Annotated in this window: 13 protein-coding genes and 1 pseudogene; 6 read left to right on the top strand and 8 right to left on the bottom strand. The window is 70.5% G+C overall.

Features of this window, described 5'->3' with window-relative positions; translation table 11 throughout:
* Positions 1-182: 182 nt before the first annotated feature.
* The 3 genes from SOM11_RS12325 to SOM11_RS12315 form a co-directional block, all read right to left on the bottom strand.
* Positions 183-1,226: a hemolysin family protein gene (locus SOM11_RS12325; RefSeq protein WP_192058233.1), complete on the bottom strand. Its 1,044-nt coding sequence runs from the start codon at positions 1,224-1,226 to the stop codon at positions 183-185.
* Complete coding sequence (locus SOM11_RS12320; RefSeq protein WP_320478197.1) at positions 1,223-2,629, bottom strand: hemolysin family protein; 1,407 nt, start codon at positions 2,627-2,629, stop codon at positions 1,223-1,225. The genes SOM11_RS12325 and SOM11_RS12320 overlap by 4 nt, the downstream gene beginning before the upstream one ends.
* 125 nt (positions 2,630-2,754) lie before the next feature.
* Positions 2,755-4,191: a GuaB1 family IMP dehydrogenase-related protein gene (locus SOM11_RS12315; protein WP_192058237.1), complete on the bottom strand. Its 1,437-nt coding sequence runs from the start codon at positions 4,189-4,191 to the stop codon at positions 2,755-2,757.
* 123 nt (positions 4,192-4,314) lie between these two features.
* On the opposite strand from SOM11_RS12315, the gene SOM11_RS12310 reads away from it, so the two are divergent.
* Both SOM11_RS12310 and SOM11_RS12305 read left to right on the top strand, forming a co-directional pair.
* Positions 4,315-8,079 (top strand): multifunctional oxoglutarate decarboxylase/oxoglutarate dehydrogenase thiamine pyrophosphate-binding subunit/dihydrolipoyllysine-residue succinyltransferase subunit, encoded by a 3,765-nt coding sequence (locus tag SOM11_RS12310; RefSeq protein WP_320478196.1) that lies wholly within the window; start codon positions 4,315-4,317, stop codon positions 8,077-8,079.
* A 117-nt stretch (positions 8,080-8,196) separates the two neighbouring features.
* Positions 8,197-9,135 (top strand): annotated as a pseudogene (locus SOM11_RS12305) (acyltransferase family protein); the annotation flags it as partial.
* 111 nt (positions 9,136-9,246) lie between these two features.
* On the opposite strand, the gene SOM11_RS12300 reads toward SOM11_RS12305, so the two are convergent.
* From SOM11_RS12300 to SOM11_RS12290, 3 genes are all read right to left on the bottom strand, one after another.
* Complete coding sequence (locus tag SOM11_RS12300) at positions 9,247-9,687, bottom strand: GNAT family N-acetyltransferase (protein WP_243215100.1); 441 nt, start codon at positions 9,685-9,687, stop codon at positions 9,247-9,249.
* An 87-nt stretch (positions 9,688-9,774) separates the two neighbouring features.
* Positions 9,775-10,020: a zf-HC2 domain-containing protein gene (locus SOM11_RS12295; protein ID WP_192058243.1), complete on the bottom strand. Its 246-nt coding sequence runs from the start codon at positions 10,018-10,020 to the stop codon at positions 9,775-9,777.
* Positions 10,017-10,778 (bottom strand): sigma-70 family RNA polymerase sigma factor, encoded by a 762-nt coding sequence (locus SOM11_RS12290; RefSeq protein WP_320478195.1) that lies wholly within the window; start codon positions 10,776-10,778, stop codon positions 10,017-10,019. Before SOM11_RS12290 ends, SOM11_RS12295 begins: the two co-directional genes overlap by 4 nt.
* A gap of 72 nt (positions 10,779-10,850) precedes the next feature.
* On the opposite strand from SOM11_RS12290, the gene aroA reads away from it, so the two are divergent.
* The 3 genes from aroA to SOM11_RS12275 all read left to right on the top strand — a co-directional run bounded on the left by aroA (position 10,851) and on the right by SOM11_RS12275 (position 14,352).
* Complete coding sequence (gene aroA, locus SOM11_RS12285; RefSeq protein ID WP_320478194.1) at positions 10,851-12,266, top strand: 3-phosphoshikimate 1-carboxyvinyltransferase; 1,416 nt, start codon at positions 10,851-10,853, stop codon at positions 12,264-12,266.
* 10 nt (positions 12,267-12,276) lie between these two features.
* Positions 12,277-13,401 carry a ribosome small subunit-dependent GTPase A gene (gene rsgA, locus SOM11_RS12280; RefSeq protein WP_320478193.1) on the top strand — a complete coding sequence of 375 codons (1,125 nt, stop codon included), beginning with the start codon at positions 12,277-12,279 and terminating at the stop codon, positions 13,399-13,401.
* Positions 13,402-13,467: 66 nt separating this feature from the next.
* Positions 13,468-14,352, top strand: a complete 885-nt coding sequence (locus SOM11_RS12275) for an inositol monophosphatase family protein (RefSeq protein ID WP_320478192.1) — start codon at positions 13,468-13,470, stop codon at positions 14,350-14,352.
* Here the strand turns inward: SOM11_RS12275 and SOM11_RS12270 are convergent.
* Both SOM11_RS12270 and fdhA read right to left on the bottom strand, forming a co-directional pair.
* Positions 14,337-15,809, bottom strand: a complete 1,473-nt coding sequence (locus SOM11_RS12270) for an MFS transporter (RefSeq protein WP_192058251.1) — start codon at positions 15,807-15,809, stop codon at positions 14,337-14,339. The genes SOM11_RS12275 and SOM11_RS12270 overlap by 16 nt on opposite strands.
* Positions 15,810-15,900: 91 nt before the next feature.
* Positions 15,901-17,118 carry a formaldehyde dehydrogenase, glutathione-independent gene (gene fdhA, locus SOM11_RS12265; RefSeq protein ID WP_192058253.1) on the bottom strand — a complete coding sequence of 406 codons (1,218 nt, stop codon included), beginning with the start codon at positions 17,116-17,118 and terminating at the stop codon, positions 15,901-15,903.
* A 360-nt stretch (positions 17,119-17,478) separates the two neighbouring features.
* On the opposite strand from fdhA, the gene SOM11_RS12260 reads away from it, so the two are divergent.
* Complete coding sequence (locus SOM11_RS12260) at positions 17,479-19,287, top strand: polysaccharide biosynthesis protein (protein WP_414655463.1); 1,809 nt, start codon at positions 17,479-17,481, stop codon at positions 19,285-19,287.
* The last annotated feature ends 124 nt before the right edge of the window (positions 19,288-19,411 follow it).

Here is a 19,411-nt window from a genome sequence, read left to right as displayed (position 1 = left end):
CCGGCCGCCGCCCGCCGCCCGCCGCCATCGAGGTGACGCGAACGGGGCCTTCGCTCACCCCGAGAGCCCCTTTCGCGTCACCTCGACGCCGCCGCCAGCAACCCCGCCCATCGAGGTGACGCAGAAGGTGCCCTCGGCCATGCCGAGGGCCCCTTTCGCGTCACACGGACGCCGCGGCGCGGTCAGCGACCGCGTCGCGTGGCGTCCTGAACCTCGCCGATGAGCTCCTCCAGGATGTCCTCCAGGAAGAGCACCCCCTCGGTCGTGCCGTACTCGTCGAACGACCGCGCGACGTGCACGCCGCTGCGGCGCATGGTCGCCAGGGCGTCCTCCAAGTCGGTGCCCCGGTAGATCGAGATGAGCTGTCTGATCCGCTTCGGCGGCACAGGGTCGCCGAACTCGTCGTCGTCGAGGTCGAGCACGTCTTTGAGGTGCAGGTAGCCCGTCGGGTCGCCCTGGTCGTCGACCAGCACATAGCGCGAGAAGCCGTTCTGCGCGACGGCCCGCTCGACGTCCGACGGCGTCGCGTCTTCGGGCAGGGTGACGAGGCCCGGCATGGGGACCGCCACGTCGGACACCTTCTTCTCGGTGAACTCGAACGCCGCCTGGACGGTGCCGCTGGCGTCGGTCAGGGTGCCCTCCCGGCGTGACTGCGCGACGATGTTGGCGACCTCGTCGACGGTGAAGGCGCTGGCCGCTTCGTCTTTCGGTTCGACCTTGAACGCCCGCAGCACCGTGTTCGCCGACCAGTTCAGCGAGACGACCACCACGTGCAGCACGCGCGCGATGGCGACGAGCGGCGGCGCGAGCATCAGCGCTGCGCGGTCGGGCAGCGAGAACGAGATGTTCTTCGGCACCATCTCGCCGAACACCACGTGCAGGAACGACACGAGCACCAATGTGATGACGAAGCCCACGACGCTCACGAGCTCGGGGCTCAATCCGGTCAGACCGAGCGGCCCCTCCAGGAGGTGGTGGATCGACGGCTCGGACACGTTCAGGATGAGCAGCGAGCAGATGGTGATGCCCAGCTGCGTCGTCGCGAGCATCATCGTTGCATGCTCCATCGCCCAGAGGGTCGTGCGCGCGGCGCGGCTGCCAGCCTCGGCCAGGGGCTCGATCTGCGACCGTCTGGCCGAGATGACGGCGAACTCGGCCCCGACGAAGAACGCGTTGCCCATCAGCAGCAGCACGAGCCAGACGATGCCCAACCAGTCGCCGCTCATCGGACGGCCTTCCGGTCGGCGGAAGACCCGCGAGGGGTCGCCGCAGCGGTGGCCGAGGAGGCGCGGGTCGGGTCGACCGGCACCGCACCCGACCCGTCGGCCGGGTCGTCGTCCGTGGCGGGCGTGAAGCGGATCCGATCGATCCGACGCCCGTCGAGCCGCTCGACGCGGAACGCGCCGGCCTCGGTCTCGACGACGTCGCCCGCCGAGGGCAGGTGTCCGAGCTCGCTCATCAGCCATCCTCCGACGGTCTCGTACGGGCCGTCCTCCGGCACCTTGACGGAGGCGCGCTCGAGCAGCTCGTCGGGGCGGAGCAGACCCGGGAAGGTCAGCCAGTTGCGTGATCGGACGACGTCGACGCGGCTGCGGTCGTGCTCGTCCGACACCTCCCCGACCAGTTCTTCGATGAGGTCCTCGAGGGTGACGACCCCGGCGGTGCCGCCGTACTCGTCGACGACGACCGCCATCTGGTAGCCCCTGCCCCTGACCTCGGTCAGCAGGTTGTCGAGGGTCATGGTCTCGGGCACTCGCACGGCGTCGGTCTGCAGGGCCGAGACGGGCACGTCGGCGCGACGCTCACGAGGGACAGACACGGCCTGCTTGACGTGCACGAGACCCACGACGTCGTCGATGCCGTCGTCGGTCACCGGGAATCTCGAGTAGCCCGTCCGTCGGGCCAGCTGCAGAACCGTCTCGGCGCTGTCGGTGCGCGCGACCGACGACAGCCGGGGTCGCGGGGTCATCACGTCGGAGGCGGTGTGATCGCTGAAGGCCAGCGTGCGAGAGAGCAGCGTCGCGGTGTCGGCCTCGAGGCTGCCCTCGGTCGCCGATCGACGCACGAGCGACGAGAGCTCTTCGGCCGTCCGTGCACCGGAGAGCTCCTCCTTGGGTTCGACGCCGATCGCGCGGAGGATGCCGTTCGCGGTGTTGTTGAGCAGCGCGACGGCGGGCTTGAACACCGTGGTGAACCCGACCTGGAACGGCATGACGAGCTTCGCCGTCTTGAGCGGGAGGGCCAGGGCGAAGTTCTTGGGCACGAGCTCGCCGATGATCATCGAGAGCAGGGTCGCGACCACGATCGACACGATCGGCGCCGCGATCGTCACGGCGGCCTCGGGGACGCCCGCGCCCACAAGCGGAGGCGAGATCAGTCGCGAGATCGCCGGCTCCATCGTGTAACCGGTGAGCAGCGTCGTCAGCGTGATGCCGAGCTGCGCGCTCGACAGGTGCGTCGAGGTGATGCGCAGGGCCCCGATGGTGGTCGTGAGCCCCTTCTCGCCCTTGCCTTGTCGGGATTCGAGCTCGGACCGGTCGAGGTTGACGAGCGAGAACTCGCTCGCGACGAACAGCCCGGTGCCGATGGTGAGGAGGAGGCCGAAGCCGAGGAGGATCCACTCGTTCACGACGAACGGTCACCTCGCTCGGAACGGTGCGGGAGGGGGGTCGTCGACGCGATCGGCGTCGGAGACGGAGGGTCGTCCATAGACGGAAGAGCTTACGGCACTCGCGCGCCCCTCGGGGCCTCTTCTCACCAGCCGACCGGCAGGGCCTTCCCCTCCTCGTAGCCTGCGGCGGACTGCACGCCGACGAGGGCGCGTTCCGCGAACTCGGGCACCGAACGGGCCCCGGCGTAGGTGAACGAGCTGCGGACGCCCGACGTGATCATGTCGAGGAGGTCCTCGACCCCGGGGCGCAGCGGGTCGAGGTAGATCTTCGACGACGAGATCCCCTCGGCGAACAGGGTCTTGCGAGCCAGCTCGTAGGGGTCGAGTCGTTCGAAGCGACCCTGCACCGCCTTGGTCGAGGCCATGCCCCAGCTCTCCTTGTAGAGGCCGCGCTCGTCGCTCGCCAGATCGCCGGGGGCCTCGATCGTGCCTGCGAACCACGAGCCGATCATCACCGAGGCTGCTCCGGCGGCGAGCGCCAGCGCGACGTCGCGGGGGTAGCGGACGCCGCCGTCGGCCCAGACGTGGGCTCCGAGGGCCTTCGCGGCGGCCGCCGTCTCGAGCACCGCCGAGAACTGGGGCCGCCCGACCGCGGTCATCATGCGGGTGGTGCACATCGCGCCGGGACCGACGCCCACCTTGACGATGGTCGCCCCGGCGCCGACCAGGTGATGGACGGCCTGCTCGGTGACCACGTTGCCGGCCACGATGGGGAGGCCGAGCCCGAGCGCCGAGACGGCAGCGATGGCCTTGACCATGCCGTCCTGGTCGCCGTGCGCGGTGTCGATGACGAGCACGTCGACGCCGGCCGCGGCGAGCGCCTTGGCCTTCTCGGCCACGTCGCCGTTGATGCCGACGGCCGCCGCGACGCGGAGCCGCCCACCGGCGTCGAGCGCGGGCTGGTAGAGGGTCGAGCGGAGGGCGCTCTTGCGGCTGACGGTTCCGACGACGCGGCCGTGCCGGAGCACCGGGGCGAAGTCGAGGTCGGCGGCGACGAGGCGGTCGAACGCCGCGCGGGGACCCTCGACGTCGTCGGCGTCGAGCGAGGTCAGCGCGCCGTGGAGGAGGTCGCCGAGCACGGCGTCGCGGGGGGCCGTCGCGAGGCGGGAGGCGGCGATGCAGCCGAGGTAGGCGCCGTCCGCGTCGTGCAGGACGATGCCGTGGCCCTCGACGGCGGGGACGGTCGACAGCGCGGCGTCGACCGTCTGGCCGGCGTCGAGCGTGTAGGGGGTGTCGTACTCGACCGGTTGGCTCTTGACCCAGCGGATGGCGGCATCGAGCTGCTGGAGGGGCATGTCCTGAGGGAGGACCCCGAGACCTCCCCGCCGGGCGAGCGTGGCCGCCAGGCGGGGCCCGGTGACCGAGTTCATGTTCGCCGAGACGACCGGGATGGTGGCGCCGGTGCCGTCGCCGGGGGCGAGCGACACGTCGAGGCGACTCGTCACCGACGAGCGGCTGGGCACCAGGAACACGTCGGAGTAGGTCAGGTCGTGGGTCGGCGTCGTCTCGTAGAACCTCATGCGGACAACGTTAATCCCTGTGAGTCCGAGAGCCCCGGAGCGCGGTAAGCGTTTAAGCTGGGTCGAGGCGGGCCCCTCGGGGCCCCACCTGATCAACAATCAACGGAGAGTGGGCGATCGGCAGTGACTAGCCACGTGACGGGAACGACGGACGACGGCGCGGCGGCCGAGTTCGGGGCCAACGAGTGGTTGGTCGACGAGCTCTACGAGCAGTGGGTGGTCGACAAGAACTCGGTCGACGAATCGTGGTGGCCCGTGCTCGAGGCGTACAGCCCCTCCGAGACTTCGTCCGAGTCGACGCGGACCACCGCTCCCCCGCAGACGGACGCCGCCGCCCCGGCGCCGGCCCCGGCTCCCGACCAGGCCCCGAGCGACGGCGCTCCGGCCAAGAAGTCGGTCGCGGCCCGAACGACCTCGGTCGAGCCCGCCAAGAAGCCGATCCCGGCCGAGGCTCCGAAGAAGAAGAAGGATCCGGCACGGGCCGAGTCCACCGCCGAGCAGCCGACGCCCGAGCCCGTGAACACGGTCGCACCGCTGCGCGGCATGGCCAAGTCGCTGGCGACGAACATGGACGCGAGCCTCTCCGTCCCGACCGCGACCAGCGTCCGGACGATCCCGGCGAAGCTGATGATCGACAACCGGATCGTCATCAACAACCACCTCAAGCGGGCACGCGGCGGCAAGATCTCGTTCACGCACCTCATCGGCTGGGCCCTCGTCCAGGCCCTGAAGGAGTTCCCGAGCCAGAACGTCTTCTACGACGAGGTCGACGGCAAGCCCTCGATCGTCACTCCCCCGCACATCAACGTCGGTCTCGCGATCGACATCCCGAAGCCCGACGGCACGAGGGCGCTGCTCGTGCCCGGCATCAAGCAGGCCGACGAGATGCACTTCGGCGAGTTCCTCCAGGCCTACGAGGACGTCGTCAAGCGGGCTCGCGACAACAAGCTCGCCGCCGCCGACTTCCAGGGCAACACGATCTCGCTGACCAACCCGGGCGGCATCGGCACCGTCCACAGCGTGCCGCGCCTGATGAAGGGCGCCGGGTCGATCATCGGTGCCGGGGCGCTCGACTACCCGGCCGAGTTCCAGGGGTCGGCGTCGAAGACCCTGGTCGAGCTCGGCATCGGCAAGACCATCACCCTGACGAGCACGTACGACCACCGCGTCATCCAGGGGGCCGGCTCCGGCGAGTTCCTCAAGAAGGTCCACGAGCTGCTCATCGGTCAGCGCGGCTTCTACGAGGACATCTTCGCGGCGCTGCGGATCCCCTACGAGCCGATCCGCTGGAACCCCGACATCAACGTCAACATCGCCGAGCGCATCAACAAGACGGCGCGCGTGCAGGAGCTGATCAACAGCTACCGGGTCAGAGGTCACCTGATGGCCGACATCGACCCGCTCGAGTACCGCCAGCGCACGCACCCCGACCTCGCGATCGAGAGCCACGGACTCACCTTCTGGGATCTCGACCGCGAGTTCGTCACCGGCGGTCTCGGCGGCACGACGAACCTCCTCCTCCGCGACATCCTCGGCATCCTCCGCGACTCGTACTGCCGCACGATCGGCATCGAGTACATGCACATCCAGGACCCCGCGCAGCGCAAGTGGGTCCAGGACCACGTCGAGGTCCCCTACGTGAAGCCGTCGCACGACGAGCAGATGCGCATCCTCGCCAAGCTCAACGAGGCCGAGGCGTTCGAGACGTTCCTGCAGACGAAGTACGTCGGGCAGAAGCGCTTCAGCCTCGAGGGCGGCGAGTCGACCATCTCCCTGCTCGACACGGTGCTGCAGCAGGCCGCTCGCGAGGGCCTCGACGAGGTCGCCATCGGAATGGCCCACCGCGGTCGTCTCAACGTCCTCACCAACATCGCCGGCAAGACCTACGGTCAGATCTTCCGAGAGTTCGAGGGCACCCAGGACCCGAAGACCGTCCAGGGCTCCGGCGACGTCAAGTACCACCTCGGCACCGAGGGCGAGTTCACGAGCGCGACGGGCGAGACCATCCCGGTCTACATCGCCGCGAACCCCTCGCACCTCGAGGCCGGCGACGGCGTGCTCGAGGGCATCGTCCGCGCCAAACAGGACCGCGGCGCCTCCGGGGTCTTCGGCACGCTGCCCATCCTGATCCACGGCGACGCCGCCATGGCCGGGCAGGGCGTCGTCGTCGAGACGCTGCAGATGTCGCAGCTGCGCGGCTACCGCGTCGGCGGCACGATCCACCTGGTGATCAACAACCAGGTGGGCTTCACGACCCCGCCGTCCGAGTCGCGGTCGTCGGTCTACTCGACCGACGTGGCGAAGACCATCCAGGCTCCCGTCTTCCACGTGAACGGCGACGACCCCGAGGCCGTGGCGCGGGTGGCCGAGCTCGCCTTCGCCTACCGCCAGCAGTTCAAGCGCGACGTCGTGATCGACCTCGTCTGCTACCGCCGCCGGGGCCACAACGAGGGCGACGACCCCTCGATGACCCAGCCGCTGATGTACAACCTCATCGAGGAGAAGCGCAGCGTCCGCACGCTGTACACCGAGGCCCTCGTCGGCCGAGGCGACATCACGCGAGACGAGTACGACGGCGCCCACCGCGACTTCCAGGATCGACTCGAGCGGGCCTTCGCCGAGACGCACGCCGCCCAGACCGGGTCGATCCCCGTCATCACCGGCGACGCGCACGACGTCGCCGACCTCGAGCGCCCGGCGACCCAGCGCGACGACAGCGCCGGCGAGCCCGAGTCGACGGCGATCTCCCTCGAGCTGCTGCACCGCATCGGCGACGCGCACGACAACCCGCCCGAGGGCTTCGTCGTGCACCCGAAGCTCCAGCAGCTGCTGAAGAAGCGCGTCGACATGAGCCGCAACGGCAACATCGACTGGGCCTTCGGCGAGCTGCTCGCGATGGGCTCGATCGTCACGGAGGGCACGCCCGTGCGTCTCGCCGGTCAAGACAGCCGACGCGGCACCTTCGTGCAGCGCCACTCCGTGCTGCACGACCGCGAGAACGGCCAGGAGTGGCTGCCCCTGCAGTACATCTCCGACGATCAGGCCAAGCTCTGGATCTACGACTCGCTGCTCAGCGAGTACTCGGCGATGGCCTTCGAGTACGGCTACTCGGTCGAGCGCGCCGACGCCCTCGTCATGTGGGAGGCGCAGTTCGGCGACTTCGCGAACGGCGCCCAGACGGTCGTCGACGAGTTCATCTCGAGCGCCGAGCAGAAGTGGGGGCAGCGCTCGAGCGTCGTCCTCCTGCTGCCCCACGGCTACGAGGGCCAGGGCCCCGACCACTCGTCGGCCCGTATGGAGCGCTTCCTCCAGCTGTGCGCCGAAGACAACATGACGATCGCCCGGCCGTCGACCCCCGCGTCGTACTTCCACCTGCTGCGCCGTCAGGCCTACGCCCGCCCCCGCCGGCCGCTGGTGGTCTTCACGCCGAAGGCCATGCTGCGACTGCGCGGTGCGACCAGCGGCGTCGACGACTTCACGACCGGCCGCTTCGAGCCCGTGCTCGACTGCACCCGTGTCTCCGACCCGTCGACGACGAAGCGCGTCGTGCTGCACAGCGGCAAGATCCACTACGACCTCGCCGCCGAGCTCGACAAGCGGGGCGTGCAGAACGACGTCGCGCTCGTCCGACTCGAGCAGCTCTACCCGCTGGCCCTCGACCGCATCCGCGAGGTGCTGGCGCAGTACCCCGAGGCCGAGCTGTTCTGGGCGCAAGAGGAGCCCGAGAACCAGGGCGCCTGGCCGTTCGTCGTGCTCGAGCTGCAGAAGCACCTCGACCGCCGCATCACGGTGGCTTCGCGCCCGGCGTCCGCGTCTCCGGCTGCCGGGTCGACCAAGGCCAGCGCCCGCCAGCAGACCGAGCTGATCGAGAAGGCGCTCACGCTGTAGGCACGGTTCATCGCTCGACGACGGGGCGCAGCATCGCACGATGCTGCGCCCCGTCTCTCTGTCGCCCCGTCTCTTTGTCACCGCGACAAACTGATATGTCTATGATATTTTGCATACATGACGTTTCATCAGACTGCTCGACGCGATCCCGGCACCACGACGCGTGAGACGTGGACGGACACCGTGCGGGGAGCCTGCATCGTGCTGGTCGTCCTGTTCCACTACGTCGTCCTGCAGCAGAACGCGCATCTCGTGCCGGCTCCGCTGGTGTGGCTGAACGACGCCATGGCGCCTTTCCGCATGCCCCTGCTGATGGTGCTGAGCGGTCTCTTCGTCCCCGCATCGCTGCGCCACGGGCCGTGGCGCTTCGTCACGCGACGTCTGGCCGGGGTGGCGTGGCCCCTCGTCGTCTGGTCGCTGATGTCCTGGGGCATCCAGGTCGTCGCGGCGAACGGCTCGGCGGCGCTGAGCTCACCGGTCGAGTCGCTGCTGAGCACGCGACTGGCCGCGCCGGCGGGCGTGTGGTTCCTGGCGTATCTGCTGGTCTTCTCCGCCATCGCCCTGCTCACGAGGCGCCTGCCGCCGACGATCGTGGCCGTCGGGGCCTGGTCGATCTCCCTCGTCACGCCCCGCGTCGGCACCGACCCCGAGATCGACCGCTTCTTCGTCCTCCTGGCCTTCTTCATGGGCGGCGTCGCCCTCACCCGCCTGCCGAGCCGCCTGATCGCCGTCGCGAGGACGCCGCAGGCCGTCGTCGTCAGCGCCGTCGCGGCCGCCGCCTGCGTCGCCATCGCCGTCGCGCGGGGCACCGCCGAGGTGCACTACCTGCCCATCATGGCGCCCGCGGTCGCCGTCGGGATGATCGCCATCGTGCGGGCGGCTCAGGCCCTCCAGCACCGTCGGGTGTCGAGACTGCTGGCCGTCGTCGGCCGTCGCAGCGTCGTCTACTACCTCTCGCACTTCGTCGGGTTGGCGATGGCAGTGGCCGTCACCGAGCGCGTGGGGGCCACGAGCCTCAGCTGGACGGTGCTCGGCATCGGCCTGTCATTCGGCGTCGGGGTCGCCCTGCACGCGCTCGTCACCGTCGTGCCGCCGGCGGACATCCTCTTCCGCTGGCCCACTCGCACCGGGTCGCGAGCGTGGCGGCGGCGGGCGAGCGCCGCCCGGTCAGATCAGCTTCGAGTAGCGGACGCCGGCCTCGTGGTACCCGCGCTTGCGGTAGAACCGGCTGGCGGTGTCGGTCGCGGCGGCGCCGACGGCGTTGACGACGCGGGCGCCGTGCCCGTGGGCCCAAGTCTCGACGTGCCCGAGGAGGTGCGAGCCGAGTCCGTCGCGACGTCCGACCTCGGAGACCACCAGCAGCAGCAGCTCGGCCGTGGGTGAGTCGTCGTTATAGGCCCAGACGATGCGCCCGCCGGCGACGGCGGTGATGCGGTCGTCGGCGTCGCGCACGACCCAGGTCTCATGACCGCCGTCGATCGACAGGCGCCCGAGCCGGGCCGACAGGACGTCGGAGTCGAGGGTGTAGCCGAGGAGGCGGATCAACGACACGAGGTCGTCGAGGTCGCGAGCGGTCGGAGTACCGAGGGGCTGCACCGGTGCGGTCATGCACCGACGCTAGCGCAGGCCCGCCGCCCGTGACGACCGGCGGTGGAGGAGGCCGGCCGACCCGTGCCTCCTCGGCGCCGCGGGGTTCTAGCGGTGAGCCGACTGCAGCTCGCGCAGTCGCGCGAGCACCGCCCCGCGCAGGTCTTCGGGCGCCGTCTCGCGGCAGGCCCGCTGGACGGCCTCGGTCAGGACCACCCCGACCTCGTGCTCGCCCGCGCAGTCGCCGCAGGTCGCCATGTGCTCACGGATGTCGGCCGCGTCTTCGCGGCACAGCTCGTCGTGCAGATATTCTTCGAGTTCGGCCTTGGCCTTGTCGCAACCGCAGTCGGTCATTTCTTGCTGCCCTTCGATGTCGTGCCCACCGGCACCTCGATACCGCGACCGCGCGCGTAGTCGGCCAGCAGCTCGCGGAGCAGACGGCGACCGCGGTGGAGACGGCTCATGACCGTGCCCACGGGGGTCTTCATGATGTCGGCGATCTCTTGATACGAGAACCCCTCGACGTCGGCGAAGTAGACGGCCATGCGGAAGTCCTCGGGGACCTTCTGCAGGGCGTCCTTCACGGCGCTGTCGGGCAGGTGATCGATCGCCTCGGCCTCGGCCGAGCGGGTGCTGCCGGAGGCGCGGGTCGCCGACTCGGCGCCGCCCATCTGCCAGTCCTCGAGCTCGTCGATCGTGCCCTGGTAGGGGTCGCGCTGCTTCTTGCGGTAGGTGTTGATGAACGTGTTGGTCTGGATGCGGTACAGCCAGGCCTTGAGGTTGGTGCCCTGCGTGAACTGCGAGAACGCGGCGAAGGCCTTGACGAAGGTCTCTTGGACGAGGTCGGCGGCGTCGGCCGGGTTGCGGGTCATCCGCATGCCCGCCGCGTAGAGCTGATCCATGAACGGCAGAGCCTGCTCTTCGAAGAGCGCCCGCAGATCGGGTTCGCCGACGGAGGCCTCGTCGACCGCCTCGACGACGGTCTCGGCGGCCGGAGCCGTCGCGCCGGTCGACTCGCTCGTCACGGCGGCCGGAGCCGTCGCGCCGGTGGGCTCTGAAGTGGGCTCGTCGCCCTCGAGGGTGATCATCACGGCCGATTCTAGTTCGGCCACGGTGATCTCTCTCGGTGCAAGTGCTGTCGGCACAGGTCCTCCCGCTGTTCGTTGCATTACGGTGGTGAACCGATGCAGGTCTTCAGGTATTCCGGCCCCGAGTTCAGTCCCTACGACGAGGGCCGCGCCCCCGAGGTGGACGACGGTCGCTGGGTCGCGCCCCGGGCGACCGGGCCGCTCCGCGCCTCCTTGTCGCTGCCGGGGTCGAAGTCGCTGACCAACCGCGAGCTCGTGCTCTCGGCGCTCGCCTCCGAGCCCTCCACGCTGCGGCTGCCGCTGCACTCGCGCGACACCGATCTCATGGTGCAGGCCCTGCGGGGTCTCGGCGTGCGCATCGACGAGGTCGCGAACGACGAGCCGTTCGGCCCCGACTACCTGATCACCCCGTCCGAGCTGACCGGCGGCACGAGCGTCGACTGCGGGCTCGCCGGCACGGTCATGAGGTTCCTGCCGCCGGTCGCCGCACTCGCCCTGGGCCCCGTCTCATTCGACGGCGACGCCAGCGCACGACGCCGCCCCATGACGACCACCGTCGACTCGCTGCGCGCCCTGGGCGTCGACGTGTCCGACGACGGTCGCGGCGCCCTGCCGTTCAGCCTGTACGGCACCGGCGAGGTCGAGGGCGGCGAGGTCGAGATCGACGCCTCCGCCTCGAGCCAGTTCGTCTCGGGCCTGCTGCTCTCGGCACCGCGCTTCAGCCGCGGCCTGAGCCTCCGGCACACTGGCGAGCGGCTGCCGAGCCTTCCGCACATCGAGATGACCATCGAGACCCTGGCCCGACGCGGCGTCGAGGTCGAGTCGCCCGAGCTCGGCGTCTGGCGGGTCGCACCCGGCCCGATCTCGGGCCGCGACGTCACGATCGAACCCGACCTGTCGAACGCCGCGCCGTTCCTGGTCGCGGCCCTGGTCGCCGGGGGCACCGTGTCGATCCGTCACTGGCCCACCGAGACCACGCAGGTGGGCGCCGACCTGATCGAGCTGCTGCCCCTCTGGGGCGCGACCGTCACCCTCGACGGCGACACGCTCACCGTCGACGGCGGCGTCGGCCTGATCGGCGGGGGCTCGCTGCCCGGCGTCGACGTCGACCTCTCGCGCGGCGGCGAGCTGGCGCCCGCGCTCGTCGCCCTGGCCGCCCTCGCGTCCGGGCCCAGCACGATCACGGGCATCGGTCACCTCCGTGGGCACGAGACGGATCGCCTCGCGGCCCTCGCGGCCGAGATCACGGCGCTCGGCGGGTCGGTCGAAGAGCTCGACGACGGTCTGCACCTCGAGCCGTCGCCGCTGCACGCGGGCCAGTGGCGCAGCTACGAAGACCACCGCATGGCCACAGCCGGCGCGATCATCGGTCTCGCGGTCGACGGCGTCGAGATCGACGACGTCGGCGTGACGTCGAAGACGCTGCCCCAGTTCGTCGAGCTCTGGGACGACCTCCTCGGTCGGCGGTCGCCTGCGCGCCCGGCCGACATCGACCTGCTCGGATTCCTGTGAGGCACGCGGCATGAGCTGGTGGACGGACGGCGACGACGCCGACGAGGGCGACTACGCCCAGTACGACGAGAGCTCGGTGCGGGTGCGCCCGAACCCGAAGGGCAACAAGCCGCGCACGAAGCAGCGCCCGGCCTACGCGAACGCCGACGAGGGCGTCGTGTGGACGGTCGACCGCGGCCGCTACGGCGTGCTGATGGACGCCGGCACGCCCGACGAGCGTGAGATCACGACGGCACGCGCCCGCGAGCTGGGCAAGAAGTCGGTCGTCACCGGCGACCGCGTCGACGTGGTCGGCGACACCTCCGGTGCGGAGGGCTCTCTGGCCCGCATCGTCCGGGTGCGCGAGCGCACGACGCTGCTGCGACGCAGCGCCGACGACAGCGACGCCGTCGAGCGCGTGATCGTGGCGAACGCCGACCAGATGCTGATCGTCGTCGCGGCCGCCGACCCCGAACCCCGCCCCCGTCTCGTCGACCGCTACCTGGTCGCCGCGTTCGACGCGGGCGTCGAGCCCATCCTCTGCATCACCAAGACCGACCTGGCCGACCCTGCGCCGTTCGCCGCGCACTTCTCGTGCCTCGATCTGCGGATCGTGACCAGCACCTCCTCGGCCTTCGATGCGGGGCCCGACGGCGAACCGTCGGCCGTGCTCGACGAGCTGCGCGAGATCCTCGACGGGCACGTGACCGTCACCGTCGGGCACTCGGGGGTCGGCAAGTCGACGCTCGTCAACGCCCTCACGGGGTCGCAGCGCGAGGTCGGCGTCGTCAACGCGGTCACGGGCCGCGGGCGTCACACGTCGTCGTCGACGGTGTCGTTCAAGGTGCCGACCGGCGGTTGGATCGTCGACACCCCCGGCGTGCGCTCGTTCGGCCTCGGTCACGTCGACCCCGAGAACATCCTCCGGTCGTTCGCCGCGCACGCCATCCCCGCCGCCGGCGAACCCGCCGACGGCATCCCGCTCGCCGAGGCCCACGACTGGGAGATCGTCGACCGGGTCGAGGAGGGCGAGCTCGGCGACGTCGGTCGCGAGCGTCTCGCCTCGCTGCAGTCGCTGCTCGCGTCGAAGGGCGGCGTCACCGCGCGCGACCAGGCGGCCGCCGCCGACGACGCCCGCGACGACGAACGCGGCTGACCCCGAGGCCCGAGGCCGAGCCGAGGAGGCGCGGGTCGACGCCGCCCCGCTGGGTACGCTGGCAGCGTGACCGACCCCACCCCCGCCTCCTCCGCCTCCTCCCCCTGGGCCGACGATCTGGCGCTCGCGCTCGAGCTGGCCGATCTGGCCGACTCGATCAGCACCGAGCGGTACCGGTCGGCCGACCTGCACGTGTCGCTGAAGCCCGACCGAAGTCACGTGACCGACGCCGATCAGGCGGTCGAGCGGGCGATCCGCGAGCGCGTCTCAGCTGCACGCCCCGCCGACACCTTCTACGGCGAGGAGTACGGGCACGACGCCCCGTCGCACCGGCAGTGGGTCGTCGATCCGATCGACGGCACCGCGAACTTCCTCCGCGGGGTGCCGGTCTGGGCGTCGCTCATCTCGCTCGTGGTCGACGGTGTGCCGGTGGTCGGCGTCGTCAGCGCCCCGATGCTCGCCCGCCGCTGGTGGGCCACGCAGGGCGGCGGCGCCTTCTCGACCGAGCACGAAGGGCCGCTGCGCGTCTCGGGCGTCGCCGACCTCGCCGACGCGTCGATCAGCTTCAACGGGCTCGAGTACTGGATCGACGCCGGGCGTCTGCCCCAGCTGCTCGACCTGACCGGCCGGGTCTGGCGCACCCGCGCCTACGGCGACTTCTGGTCGTACATGCTGCTCGCCGAGGGCGCACTCGACATGGCCGGCGAGTTCGACCTGCAGCCCTACGACATGGCGGCGCTCGTGCCCATCGTCGAGGAGGCGGGCGGGCGGTTCACGAGCGCCGACGGACGTGACGGCCCTTGGCACGGCACGGCGATCGTCACGAACGGCCTGCTGCACGACGAGGTGCTCGCGATCGTCGCCGAACGGCCGAGCGACGGGGCCGAACGGCCCGGCGAAACGGGCGACGTGGCCGACTCGACCGACGTGACCGCTCAGTCGGACGAGTAGCTCGTCACCTTGCCGGTCTTGCGCCCGCGGAGGTCGAGCAGACCGAGCACGAGGGCGACCGAGATGAGCGCCAGCACGACGAAGAAGCCGTTGCGATACGCCTCGTGGTACTCGACGAGGCCCGCGCCGTCCGCTCCCCCGGCTCCGGCGATCACCGAGTAGAACGTCGACACCGCGGCCGCCGTGCCGATGGCCGTGCCGGCCCGCTGACCGACCTGGCCCATCGAGCCCGCCACGCCGCCCATCTCGACGGGCACCTCCGCCAGGGTCAGCGTCTGGTTCGGCGAGATCACGAAACCGCCGCCGGTACCCGCGAGCAGCATCCCGACGCCCATCGCGTAGGGCGTGATCTCGGGCGGGGTGAGGATCGCGGCGAGCAGCAGCGCGACGAAGCCGACGGCGACGAGCAGCAGCCCGAGCACGACGAGGCTGCGCCCGTACCGCTCGACGAGCCGACCGCCGTAGAACGCGGCCACGGCGCTGGTCAGCGCGAACGGGATGGTGACCATGCCGGCGTAGACGGGCTCGAGCCCGAGCCCCTGCTGCAGGTAGAGCGTCGTCAGCAGGAACGTCGCGGGCAGCGCGCAGAAGTAGACCGTCGCGATCAGCGTGCCGTTGCGGTACGACGCGAGCGAGAACAGGCTGAAGTGCACGACGGGCGACCTGCCGCTCGCCTTGTAGCGCTGCTCCCACCGGATGAAGGCGGCGCCGAAGACGACGAAGCCGATCAGGAACAGCCAGCGCAGGGGGTCGTCGCCCTGCCCGGTGGTCAGCACGAACGGCAGCATCAGGGTGAAGATCGTCAGACCGAGCAGCACGATGCCGAAGAGGTCGAGCTCGTTGTGACCGCTCGGAGCCGTCGACGCCTTCGGCAGCAGACGCAGCGCGAAGACGATCGCGGCGAGACCGAGCGGGATGTTCATCCAGAAGAGCAGCCGCCAGCCGTCCTCCGGGCCGCCGATCGCGATCAGCAGACCGCCGAGGGTGGGGCCGAAGGCGGTGCTGACGCCGATGATGGCGCCGAAGAAGCCGAAGGCGCGCGCCCGCTCCTTCCCCTGGAAGAGCTGCTGGATCAGCCCGAGCACCTGCGGCATCTGGATGCCCGCGGCGACGCCTTGGAGGATGCGCGCGGCGACCAGCAGCTCGATCGACGGGGCGAGGGCGCAGAGCAGACTCGCGACGGTGAACGCGGTCAGGCCGACGACGAACATCAGGCGGCGCGACTTGAGGTCGCCGAGACGACCGGAGGGGACGAGCGAGAGCCCGAAGGCGAGCGCGTAGCCGGCGACGATCAGCTGCAGCGCGGTCGGGCCGGCGCCGAGCGACGCCTCGATGCTCGGCAGCCCGACGTTGACCTTCGACAGGTCGAGGATGGTGAGGGCCGCGACCGCGACGCACACGGCGAACGCCTGCCACTTCTGACGCTCGGGGCTCGGGGCTTCGCGTGGCTTCGTCATGGGGTGGTTCCGTCATACACCCGCCCCGGGGCGGCGGGCCGACCGGCAGGGGCGGCGGGCCGACCCTCTCGGGCCGACCCGCGCCTCCTCGTCAGGCCTTGATGTAGTCGTTCGGGTTCAGCACGTACTTCGTCGCCGCCCCCTTGTCGAACATCTCGTAGCCGCGCGGGGCGTCCGTGAGGCTGATCGCCTCGGCGTGGACGTTCTTGGCGATGCTCGTGCGGTCGTGGAGGATCGCCATCATCAGACCGCGGTTGTACTTCATCACCGGGCACTGACCCGTGGTGAACGAGAGCGACTTCGCCCAGCCCGTGCCGAGGCTCAGCGACAGCGAACCCTTCTGCGCGGCCGCATCGATCCCGCCCGGGTCACCGGTGACGTACAGCCCGGGGATGCCCATGGCCCCGCCCGCCGCCGTGATGTCCATCAGCGAGTTGAGCACGGTGGCCGGCGCCTCCTCGCCCGAACCGCCGCCGTGCCCCTTGGCCTCGAAGCCGACGGCGTCGATCGCGCAGTCGACCAGCGGCTCGCCGAGGATCTGATCGATCTGCTCGCCGGGCTCGCCCTTGGTCAGGTCGACGGTCTCGCAGCCGAAGCTCCGGGCCTGGGCGAGGCGGTCGGCGTTCATGTCGCCGACGATGACGACGCTCGCGCCGAGCAGCAGCGCACTGGTCGCGGCGGCGAGACCGACGGGGCCCGCACCGGCGACGTAGACGGTCGAGCCGACCTCGACCCCGGCCGTCACGGCGCCGTGGAACCCGGTCGGGAAGATGTCGGAGAGCATCGCCAGGTCGAGCACCTTCTCGAGGGCCTGGTCGCGGTCGGGGAACTTCAGCAGGTTCCAGTCGGCGTAGGGCACGAGCACGTACTCGGCCTGGCCGCCCACCCAGCCGCCCATGTCGACGTAGCCGTACGCGCTGCCCGGGCGGTCGGGGTTGACGTTCAGGCAGATGCCCGTCTTGCGCTCCTTGCAGTTGCGACAGCGACCGCACGCGATGTTGAACGGGACGGAGACGATGTCGCCGACCTTGATGAACTCGACGTCGGGGCCGACCTCGACGACCTCGCCCGTGATCTCGTGGCCGAGCACGAGGTCGGTGGGGGCGGTGGTGCGGCCGCGCACCATGTGCTGGTCGGAGCCGCAGATGTTCGTGGCCACGGTGCGGAGGATCGCCCCGTGGTTGACCTTGCGCCCGATGTTCGCCGGGTTGACGCCCGGTCCGTCCTTCAGCTCGAAGGTGGGGTAGTCGACGTCGATGACCTCGACCTGGCCCGGACCCTTGTAAGCGACCGCGTGATTCGTTGCCATGGTGATCCTCCTTGATCACTCGGGGCACGGGATCGTGCCCGTGATCACACGCTAGGACGCCGAGGAGGCGCGGGTCGCGTTTCGCAGCCGCTCATCAGCAAGATCACCCGTCGCCTTCCGATACCGCCCTTCGCATGTCACCTTATGTTTCACATGTCGCATGTGAGAGAATCGCTGTCGGCGTCGTGGCAGGAGGTCGATCAGGGTGCTGACGGCACGGCCTCCCTCCGGCGCTCGATGCCGCGCCCAGCGCCGACCCCGATCGAGACAAGGACTCCCGTGGAATCACGCAACGACGACCGCCGCCGCCCGACCCGACGGGTCTCCCCCGCTGCCGCCGACGCGGCAGCGGCCAGGTTCATGCGGTCGCCGGCCCGTCGCACGTCGTTGTTGATGGCGGCCGATGCCAGCGCCTGGGCCGTGGCGCTCGTCTTCGCTGTGCTCGTCCGCTACGACTTCGCGGCGCACCAGATCGCCTGGGGTTCGGCCGCCGTCGCCGTCGCCGCGGCCGTGCTGATCCACGCCGGCGCCGGCTTCGCCACCGGCGTCTACCGTCGGCGCTTCGTGTCGGGCAGTGCGCTCGAGGTCCGTGCGGTCGCGGGCACCGTCGTCCTCACGGGTCTCGTCGTCGGCATCCCCGTGCTGCTCGTCGGCACCGAGATCCACCTGGCCCGCAGCACCGCCGTCATCGCCACGCCCGTGGCGTTCGTGCTGATGGGGTCCCTGAGGTACCTCGCGCGCCTCCTGATCGAACGCCGCAGCCGCCCGCGCGACGACGCGCAGCGCACTCTGGTCTTCGGTGCCGGGCGACTCGCGAACCACCTCGTCCGCCGTATGCTGACCGATCCCGACTCGGCGTACGTGCCCGTCGGCCTCATCGACGACGATCCGACGCGGGCGGGTCTGCGCATCGAGGGCGTCCGCGTGCTCGGCACGCGGAGCGATCTCGTCCGGGCCGCGGCGGACTCCGGTGCCGAGGCGCTCATCGTCGGCATCGCCCGGGCCGACGCCGCCCTGCTGCAGGAGGTCACCGATCTGGCGGCGACCGCGGGCCTGCGGGTGCTGGTGCTGCCGCCCCTCGCCGACGTCCTCGACGGTCGGTCGCGCCTCCGTGACGTCCGGGACATCGCCATCGAGGACATCATCGGCCGCCACCCGGTCGACACCGACGTCGAGTCGATCGCGGGCTACCTGTCGGGCTCCCGGGTGCTCGTCACCGGGGCGGGCGGCTCGATCGGCAGCGAGCTCTGCCGGCAGATCGCCCGCTACGCGCCGGCCGAGCTGATCATGCTCGACCGCGACGAGACCGGGCTGCAGCAGGCCCAGCTGTCCATCTCGGGCAACGGCCTGCTCGACACGAAGGAGGTCGTGCTGGCCGACATCCGCGACGCCGCGAGCCTGCACCGCATCTTCGCCGACCGTCGCCCCGACGTCGTCTTCCACGCCGCCGCCCTCAAGCACCTGCCGATGCTCGAGCAGTACCCCGACGAGGCCTGGAAGACCAACGTGCTCGGCACCCGCAACGTGCTCGACGCGAGTCGGTCGGTCGGCGTGACGACGTTCGTCAACATCTCGACCGACAAGGCGGCGAACCCGACCAGCGCCCTGGGCCGCTCGAAGCGTCTGGCCGAGCGCCTCACCGCCTCGGCGGCCGACGAGACCGGTGCCCGCTACCTGTCGGTCCGCTTCGGCAACGTGCTCGGCAGCCGCGGGTCGATGCTGCCCGTCTTCTCGTCGCTCATCGAGGCGGGCGGCCCTCTCACCATCACCCACCCCGACGTGACGAGGTTCTTCATGACCATCCCCGAGGCGTGCAACCTGGTGGTTCAGGCCGGCGGCATCGGGTCGCCTGCCGAGGTGCTCATCCTCGACATGGGCGAGCCCGTGCGCATCCTCGACATCGCTCAGCGCATGATCGCGTTGTCGGGTCGCGACGTCCAGATCGTCTACACGGGCCTTCGCGAGGGCGAGAAGCTGCACGAAGAGCTGGTGGGTGACGGCGAGACCGACGACCGCCCCGTGCACCCGAAGATCTCGCACGCCTCGGTGCCTCCGCTGCACCCGGCACTGTTGGCGACAGCTGTCGGCGACGACGCCTGGTCGCTCGCCGACCCGCTGCTCGACACCCCGACCCCGACGATCGAGAGGCCGCTGCTGAAGTCACTGTGAAGTAACTTTCTGCGCCTGTGATCACAGGCAGGGCACAGCATGTGTGAGTATTGGTCACGGCGTGATGCCGTGGGGAGCAATCAGGGTGCCGGGAGGCGCGGCCCACACGGCGGCCGCCCAGGTG

The organism is Frigoribacterium sp. CFBP9029 (genome assembly GCF_034045305.1).
In the GTDB taxonomy this organism is placed as follows: Bacteria; Actinomycetota; Actinomycetes; order Actinomycetales; family Microbacteriaceae; genus Frigoribacterium.
The sequence above is the reverse complement of the archived record's forward strand: the minus strand, read 5'-3'. Positions and strand labels throughout refer to the sequence as shown.

Bases quoted from the DNA above. Each gene is read 5' to 3' on its own strand.
- SOM11_RS12315 (WP_192058237.1), bottom strand. From the start codon at position 4,191: ATGAGGTTCTACGAGACGACGCCGACCCACGACCTGACCTACTCCGAC.
- SOM11_RS12325 (WP_192058233.1), bottom strand. From the start codon at position 1,226: ATGAGCGGCGACTGGTTGGGCATCGTCTGGCTCGTGCTGCTGCTGATG.
- aroA (WP_320478194.1), top strand. From the start codon at position 10,851: ATGCAGGTCTTCAGGTATTCCGGCCCCGAGTTCAGTCCCTACGACGAG.
- SOM11_RS12295 (WP_192058243.1), bottom strand. From the start codon at position 10,020: ATGACCGACTGCGGTTGCGACAAGGCCAAGGCCGAACTCGAAGAATAT.
- fdhA (WP_192058253.1), bottom strand. From the start codon at position 17,118: ATGGCAACGAATCACGCGGTCGCTTACAAGGGTCCGGGCCAGGTCGAG.
- rsgA (WP_320478193.1), top strand. From the start codon at position 12,277: ATGAGCTGGTGGACGGACGGCGACGACGCCGACGAGGGCGACTACGCC.
- SOM11_RS12260 (WP_414655463.1), top strand. From the start codon at position 17,479: ATGCGGTCGCCGGCCCGTCGCACGTCGTTGTTGATGGCGGCCGATGCC.
- SOM11_RS12300 (WP_243215100.1), bottom strand. From the start codon at position 9,687: ATGACCGCACCGGTGCAGCCCCTCGGTACTCCGACCGCTCGCGACCTC.
- SOM11_RS12270 (WP_192058251.1), bottom strand. From the start codon at position 15,809: ATGACGAAGCCACGCGAAGCCCCGAGCCCCGAGCGTCAGAAGTGGCAG.